Origin of the sequence: Rhodococcus sp. 14C212 (assembly GCF_011058195.1) — a bacterium.
GTDB classification, from domain to species: domain Bacteria; phylum Actinomycetota; class Actinomycetes; order Mycobacteriales; family Mycobacteriaceae; genus Rhodococcus; species Rhodococcus aetherivorans.
Genome location: NZ_JAALEH010000075.1, coordinates 21282 through 28211, shown reverse-complemented (window position 1 = coordinate 28211; position 6930 = coordinate 21282). Strand labels below are relative to the sequence as shown.

The 6930-nt window shown below is 69.0% G+C and carries 3 protein-coding genes; all 3 read left to right on the top strand.

Annotation, left to right across the window (positions count from 1 at the left end; translation table 11 throughout):
• The first annotated feature begins 158 nt into the window (after positions 1 to 158).
• The 3 genes from G6038_RS23765 to G6038_RS23755 are packed head-to-tail and all read left to right on the top strand — an operon-like array spanning position 159 to position 6925.
• Positions 159 to 569: a hypothetical protein gene (locus G6038_RS23765; RefSeq protein WP_206025521.1), complete on the top strand. Its 411-nt coding sequence runs from the start codon at positions 159 to 161 to the stop codon at positions 567 to 569.
• Complete coding sequence (locus G6038_RS23760) at positions 551 to 3310, top strand: vWA domain-containing protein (protein ID WP_206025520.1); 2760 nt, start codon at positions 551 to 553, stop codon at positions 3308 to 3310. Before G6038_RS23765 ends, G6038_RS23760 begins: the two co-directional genes overlap by 19 nt.
• A gap of 45 nt (positions 3311 to 3355) precedes the next feature.
• On the top strand, positions 3356 to 6925 hold the full coding sequence (locus G6038_RS23755) for a tubulin-like doman-containing protein (RefSeq protein WP_165040316.1): 3570 nt from the start codon (positions 3356 to 3358) through the stop codon (positions 6923 to 6925).
• The last annotated feature ends 5 nt before the right edge of the window (positions 6926 to 6930 follow it).

The following is a 6930-nucleotide window of genomic DNA, read 5'->3' as shown; positions in this document are numbered from 1 at the left end:
CGTATCGGGCCCGCCCTGCCCGACCCTGAAAGAAGTACGTGTCTTCCTCGACCGATCCGTTCGACTTCAGCGAGTACTCGAGCTCGCGGGACGACGCAAACGATCCGTGGTCGGGTGGATCCCAGTCGCCATGGCCACCCCCCGAGCCGTTCGGAAGCGTGGCCGCCCCGTTCGCGGGGCCCGGCGGGTCGACGCCCGGGTTCGGCGGGGCGCCTGCCGACGCGTTCGCTGTCGAGCAGCGTCCGGTCGTGACGGCCATTTCGCAAGGCAGGCCGCCGCGCGCATGGCTGATCGGCGGCGGCGTGGTAGCGCTGCTGGGACTCACTGCCGTCGCACTCACCCTGTCGGGTGGCTCCACCGTGTTCGCCTTTATCGGGTGGTTGCTGGCCGGTCCTGCCGCGTTCTACCTGCTTGCGCAGCACACGGTCGCCGACATGCAGCAGCGGGCGCGGCCGGTCTACGCGGGCTCGAAGGCCGTGCAGGGGACGTATTGGACCGTCGTTGTGCTCGGATTCGTGGGCATCGCGATCGGAGCATGGCAGATCGCGGAATGGGCAGGTCGACTGTGAAGAAGGTGGCTGCGCTCGCGGCAGTGCTGCTCGGCTCTCTGGTGGTGGCGGCACCGGCCGCATCGGCTGCGCCGCAGCAGTCGGCGGTGGGAGACTTCGGCGGGTGTCTCGCCTCCCAGCGCGAGGGCGATCTGCTGTTGATGATCGACGAATCCGGCAGTCTGCAGGTCTCGGACCCCGAGGCGGCGCGGGTCTCCGCGGCCAACTACCTGCTCGAACAGCTCAGCTCCTTCGGCGGCTCCGCCGGGGTCGCGCTCGACGTTTCGGTCGCCGGCTTCTCCGATGACTTCACCGTGCACGCGCCGTGGACCCGCCTCGACGGTGGGTCCCTGCCTGCCTTGCAGGACGAGGTCGACAGGTTCCGATCCCGGACGAACGGTGTCGACACCGACTACTGGGCCGCTCTCGACGGTGCCCGCGGCGCTCTCGCCGACCGCTCGTCCACAGCCTCGAACAGATGCCAGGCCGTCGCCTGGTTCTCCGACGGCAAGCTCGACTTCACGACGCGGGACGCGGAGAAGCCTTACGCCCCAGGAGTATCGCTCGGCACCGACGCAGGCGTTCAGCAGGTCATTGCGGCTGCCCGCGAGTCGATCTGCCGGCCCGCAGGTATCGCGGACCAGTTGCGGTCGTCGGGAATCGTCACCTTCGCGGTGGGGCTCGCGGCCGGTACTGCGCAGGCCGGGGACTTCGATCTGATGCGTTCCATCGCCACCGGAGAACCCGCCGCCGGGCAGGCGTGCGGGAACCGGACTTCGCCCCGACCCGGCGACTTCTACCTCGCCCAGAACATCGATGACCTGCTCTTCGCGTTCGACGCGTTCAGCAGTCCGGGCCAGGCGCCGCTCGAGAAAGAGACGGGCGTATGTGTGGGTCAGGTGTGCGAGGAAGCGCAGCACCGCTTCGTCCTCGACAACTCCATTGGTTCGGTGACAGTCCTGGGCTTCGCGGACGCGGACGGGCTCGTACCCACACTGGTGTCGCCCGACGGGGCCGAACTTGCGATGCCGCGCGACAACGCCCCGCGCAGCCTGAACGTCGACGGAGTCGGCGTCGACTACCGCTGGTTGTCGGCGCGGTCGGTGTCGTTTACGCTGCGCCAGCCGGCGTCGGCGAACCCGGGGCAATGGCAGGGCATGTGGGCTCTCGTGTTCGTCGACCCCGATGGCTCCGATCCCGCGGCGCGCTCCAAGTCCAACATCCATATCTCGGGCAACCTTTTCCCGGCGTGGCTCGGACAGGATGTGACCGCCATCCACAGCGGCGAGAAGACATCTGCGATACAGCTCGGCATCGTCGACTCCGACCGTCGGGAGATCGACCCCTCCGACCTGCTCGGAAGCGCGTACCTGTCGGTGTCGCTCGTCGACTCGGCTCGGGTTGCGCACGAGCTCGCGTCGAGGATCCCGAAGAACGGGATCGACGAGCCGATCGAGCTGGATCTCACGTCGGTGCCACCGGGTGAGGCGACGCTGCGCCTCGCTCTCGAGGTGACCACCGCCGATGCCCGGACTGCCTCGGGGACGGTCATCGCGCCCGGTACTCAACTGGCGCCCCAATACGTCGACATGCCGCTGACGGTGGCGCCCCCGGTCGGCTATCCGACGCTGCCGAACCGGATCGACTTCGGCACTGTCGAGGGAGCCGGTCGGTTCCCGGTGGAGATCCCGGTCGGCGGCCCCGGCTGCGTGTGGCTCGATTCGGCGGAACCGATCCGCATCGATGCCGTGCCGGACGGCGTCGGTGACGTGGCCTTGGTGAACCCCGCGGCGACTTCCGCGGAGCGATGCCTGGCCGTCGACGAGGGCGTGCAGGGCGCGCTGACGATCGAACTCGACGTGCCCGAGGCCGGTAACGGCTCCCTCAACGGTTCCGTGCGGATGATGATGGCCCCCACCGGGGAGCTCGACCGCGCGATGCCGGTCGATGTGCCGTTCACCGCCGAGCTGCAGAAACCGCTCGACAGTGGCCGGTTCCTGCTGGCCTTCCTCCTCACGCTGTTCCTGGGCATCGCGATCCCGCTGGCTCTGTTGTATGTGCTCAAGTGGCGAGCCTCGCGCATTCCTGCCGAAACCCTGAAGGCCCAGCGCTTCTCCGTGACGATCGCCGACGGCGCCGTTCTGCGGGACGGGGCACCCTTCACGCTGCGCGACGGTGACCTCACCGAAATCGTTCGGAACCTGGACAAGCCTGCGCGACTGCTGACGGCAGACGGCGTCGAGCTCGAAGCCAAGACCGGGCTCTCCCCGGTCGGCACGGGGTACGTCCGTGTCGACGCCGGTGGGCTGCTCGGATCCTCCGGTGCGAAGCCCGACCACGACCCGCGCACAGGTGAGGCCAGGCTGCCGCTGGCGGTGCACAACAACTGGGTGATCCTCCACGATCCGGCCGGACCCGCCGACCACGCGTCGGTGCTCCTGCTCGTCGGCGCAGGTTCGAATCCGGTCCGGTTGATCGAGGATCTGAACCGTCGCGCACCGGGCGTCTTCGCGAGACTGCGTGAGCGTGTCGGATCCGACGAGACGGCGACGCCGGGCGCCGGTGCGCCTGACGGGCAGCCCGCACCGCAGTCGTCCTTCGATCCCTTCGGCGCACCCACCGCTGCGCCCGCACCGACATTCGGTGCGCCACCGGCATTCGGCGGCAGTCCCGGATTCGGTGCCGCGCCGCACAGCGGTTCGAGCTCGTCCGCCGCGCCGGCCGCTCAGCCTTTCGACCCGTTCCGTCCGCCCGGCGCTTGACGGTCGGAATCCAGCTTTGCTCTCTCTCGATGTGGAAGGACCGGTATGAGGCGGTTTCTCGTAGTCGGATGCGGTGGTTCGGGTGCCGTCACGCTCGCGTACATGATGGACCAGCTCCGGTCCGATCTCGCCGCGGCGGGAGTGGACCGGATCCCGGGTGGGTGGCAGTTCGTGAGCATCGATGTGCCCACTGCGCCGGAGGCGGGGCCGGACGGGCTCGGCAATGTTCGCGACCAGGGCGGCTACTACTTCGGCAGCGGCCCCCAGGGCGACTCGTACGGGGTGCTCGACAACGCGCTGAGCAACCAGTTCGCCGCCCGCGGCAGCCTCGACGAGATCGCCACCTGGGCCCCGCGGGATCCCTCCGCCGTCACGGTGCCCATCGGGTCCGGCGCCGGCCAGTACCGCGCCCTCGGCCGCATGATCACGCTGAGCAAAGCCGGCGGAATTCGCGAGACCCTGCAGCACGCCTGGGACCAGCTGTTCACCGTGCAGACCGCCACCGAGATGGGCGCGCTGAACGTCCCCGGCGGGGGCAGCTTCGAGCAGGAGGAGTCCCCGATCGTCCTGGTCGTCTCGTCGATGGCCGGTGGCGCCGGCGCATCGATGGCCTTGGATGTATGCCGTCTGCTGACGCTGATCCCCAAGCTCGATCCGCGGCTGATGGGTGTGTTCATGGTCGCCCCCGACATCTTCGACGGCCTCGGCCGCAGCGCCACCACCGGCGTGCGCGCCAACGCCCTCGCGATGCTCGGCGAGATCGTCGCGAGCCAGCTCGGCTCCGCGCGCGAGCACGATGTCGAGATCCTGCGCGCGCTCGGCCAGCAGAACGGCGCCGGCGAGAAGGTGCCGTTCGCCCGGGTGTTCCCGGTGGGCCGCCGTGTCGGCGTCGAGGGCGCGCCGTTCGGCGACGGTTCACAAAAGGCGATCTACCGCGGCCTCGCTCGTGGTCTGGCGGGCATGATGATGAGCGGCGCTGCGACGCGCCAGTTCGTGCAGTACGACCTCACCAACGGTGCGGGCCTGTCCGGCCAGCGCGACAACATCGGCTGGGGCGGACAGTGGGACAACCTGCCGTGGGGCACATACGGGTTCTCGAGCTTGAGCATGGGCCGCGACCGATACGCCGAATACTCGGCGCAGCGGCTTGCCCGTAGCACTGTGGACCGGCTGCTCGACGGGCACCGCAACCCCGGCAATGCCGCGTCCGACGACGATCAGGTCAGCTCCATCCTCGACAGCCAGTGGCAGACCGTGCTCACCACGATGGGTTTGCCTGTCGTTCAGGCGGATCCGCGGGGCGCGCAGGTCGGCATCAGTGCGTGGCTGACCGGTGTGGTGCTGCCCCAGGGCGACGGCCTTCGGATGGCGCGTCAGGTCACCGAGTCCGAACTGCGTGGCTACCTTCCGTCCGGCAGTGGTCTGAACGCGAGCCAGTGGGTCCCGGAGATCCAGCGGGTGCTCGGTGCCCGTCGTCAGGCGCTCACGGCGTCCGCCGAAGTGCACGCGCTTGTCCATGCGTACCAGTGGCACCGCACTCTCGCCGACAACATCGAGCGCACGGTGGCGAAGGCGATCGCCGACCTCGGCCTGCCGTACGCCACCGCGCTCGTGAACCGGCTGACCAGCCACATCAAAGACCAGGTGCGGGTCGGGGCGGAGGACCTCGCGAAACAGGCGCCGACCGACATCACTGCACAGTCGGCCGACACCGCTCAGGCGCTGTCCGCACTCAAGGGAACCATCGAGAGCGACGCCGACATCGTCGACCGTGTGCTCGCGAGCTGCAGCCAGAACGTCTACCGCCAGCTGTACGCCTCGCTGTCCGGGAAGGTGGCCGAGGTCGCGGCCGCGCTCGTACCGGAGATTCTGCAGCCCCTGCTCGAGGCGCTGAACGACGCGCAGACGTCGATGCGGCGGGCACGCAGCAAGCCGGCGAGCGACGTCGGCCTGGCGCGCCTGTCCACCGACCAGTACGGTGCGTGGCCCGCGGACAAGGCCGATCGGGTACCCAAGCGGTTCGCGGAAGCGAACAACGAGGTGATGCTCACCCCGTCGGCCGACTTCATGGTGCAGTACCGCAGCGACCTGCCGCTCGCGGTCGCGTCCAGCGGTCTCGGCACGCCGCCGTTCGAGGAGTCGGTCAAGCGGGCCGTCGTCGGGGTCGTCACCGGTCTGTGGCAGACGATCGACGGCAGCAAATCGCCGGGGGAGGAGCATCCCGTCCTCGAGCGCACATCGGCGTGGCGGACCCGCGCGTTCCCGTACGATCCGGGAACCCGCGAGGCGCTCATTCCCTCGGCCGCACGGTATGACCTGCACCTTCGACCTGCGGAACTGCTCGCGCGCGCTCGGCAGTTCGTCGGCCGCACCGGGGAGTCCTTCGACCGCTTCTGTCGCGTGTCGCTGCGGGAGTACATCGAGGATCCGACCGTCCCCGAGTACGCGCTCGAGGAGCGGCGTGAGCGACTGCAGGCGAAGTTCGCCGAGGCGCTGTCGCTGGCGCGACCACTCGCCAGCGTCAATCAGCAGGCGCTCGAGGCGCTGCATCCGGGGCAGCAGGTCGAGTACCGGTACAAGTTCACCTCGGTGCCGTTCCTCAACCTGCCCGTCGCGGATTCCCTCGAGCAGGTACTGCAGAAGAATCCGATGATCGACCACGAGACCCGATCGGAGTTCGTGCGCCTGCTGACCGAGGAAGACCGGTTGACTCGCATCGACATCTTCGGCTCCTACCCGAACTACTCGCCGCTCGCCTACGACTCCGTACTCACCCCCGCGGCCAAGCAGTGGGCGGATTCGACTCCGACGCAGCAGGAGTCGTTCTGGCAGTGGCGTCGCTCCCGGCCGTTGGCCGCCTCGCTGCCGATGCACTACAGCGAGCGGCGAGCGCTGACCGCCGGCTGGTTCCTCGGCCTCGTAGTCGGCCGCCTGCGCCTTCCTTCGGAACCGTACGACGAGCCGGTGCGGGTGTGGGATGCCGCCTCTGCGGCGTGGGTCGACTTTCCCCATCCCTTGCTGACCCCGCCGTCACGGTTCCTCGCCAACAACGACTGGCTGCCCGCGGTGCTTGAATCGGTCCTGCTGGCGATGGCGCGGTCGCACGAATCGCCAGTCATGCAGTCGATGCTTCCCTACCGGACGCTGCGCGCGATCTACGACGCCTCCCCGGAGAAGCCGGCAGGCGGCATCCTCGAGGTGTCCGCCAAGTCGATCCTCACGCAGTGGCTGCGGACCGGCGAGACCGGTACGGGATGGCAGTCCCAGGTCACCGACACCGGCCCGGCCGTCTCGATCGACGCTCGCGCCGAGAACGCCGCGACATGGCTCGGCCGGGTGCGGGAGTTCACCGGGCTGCATTACATGGCAGCAGGGGAGGACGCGGCACCCGGTGGCGGGACCTTCTCGGCGATCACCGATCGCGTCACTGCGTCCCATACTCCGATATTCCGGGACATCGCGCCGGACGTGTACTGGGCGACCGGTGAGCTGCTGAATCTGATCGAGGAGTGCAGGCACCGCGCCGAGCAGCCGGACCGGCCGGTGCATGAGCCGGCGGCGTCCACGACGTCGTCATCGCACGCGTTCGTGATTCCCGACGCGGGTCAGTTCTGAGATGG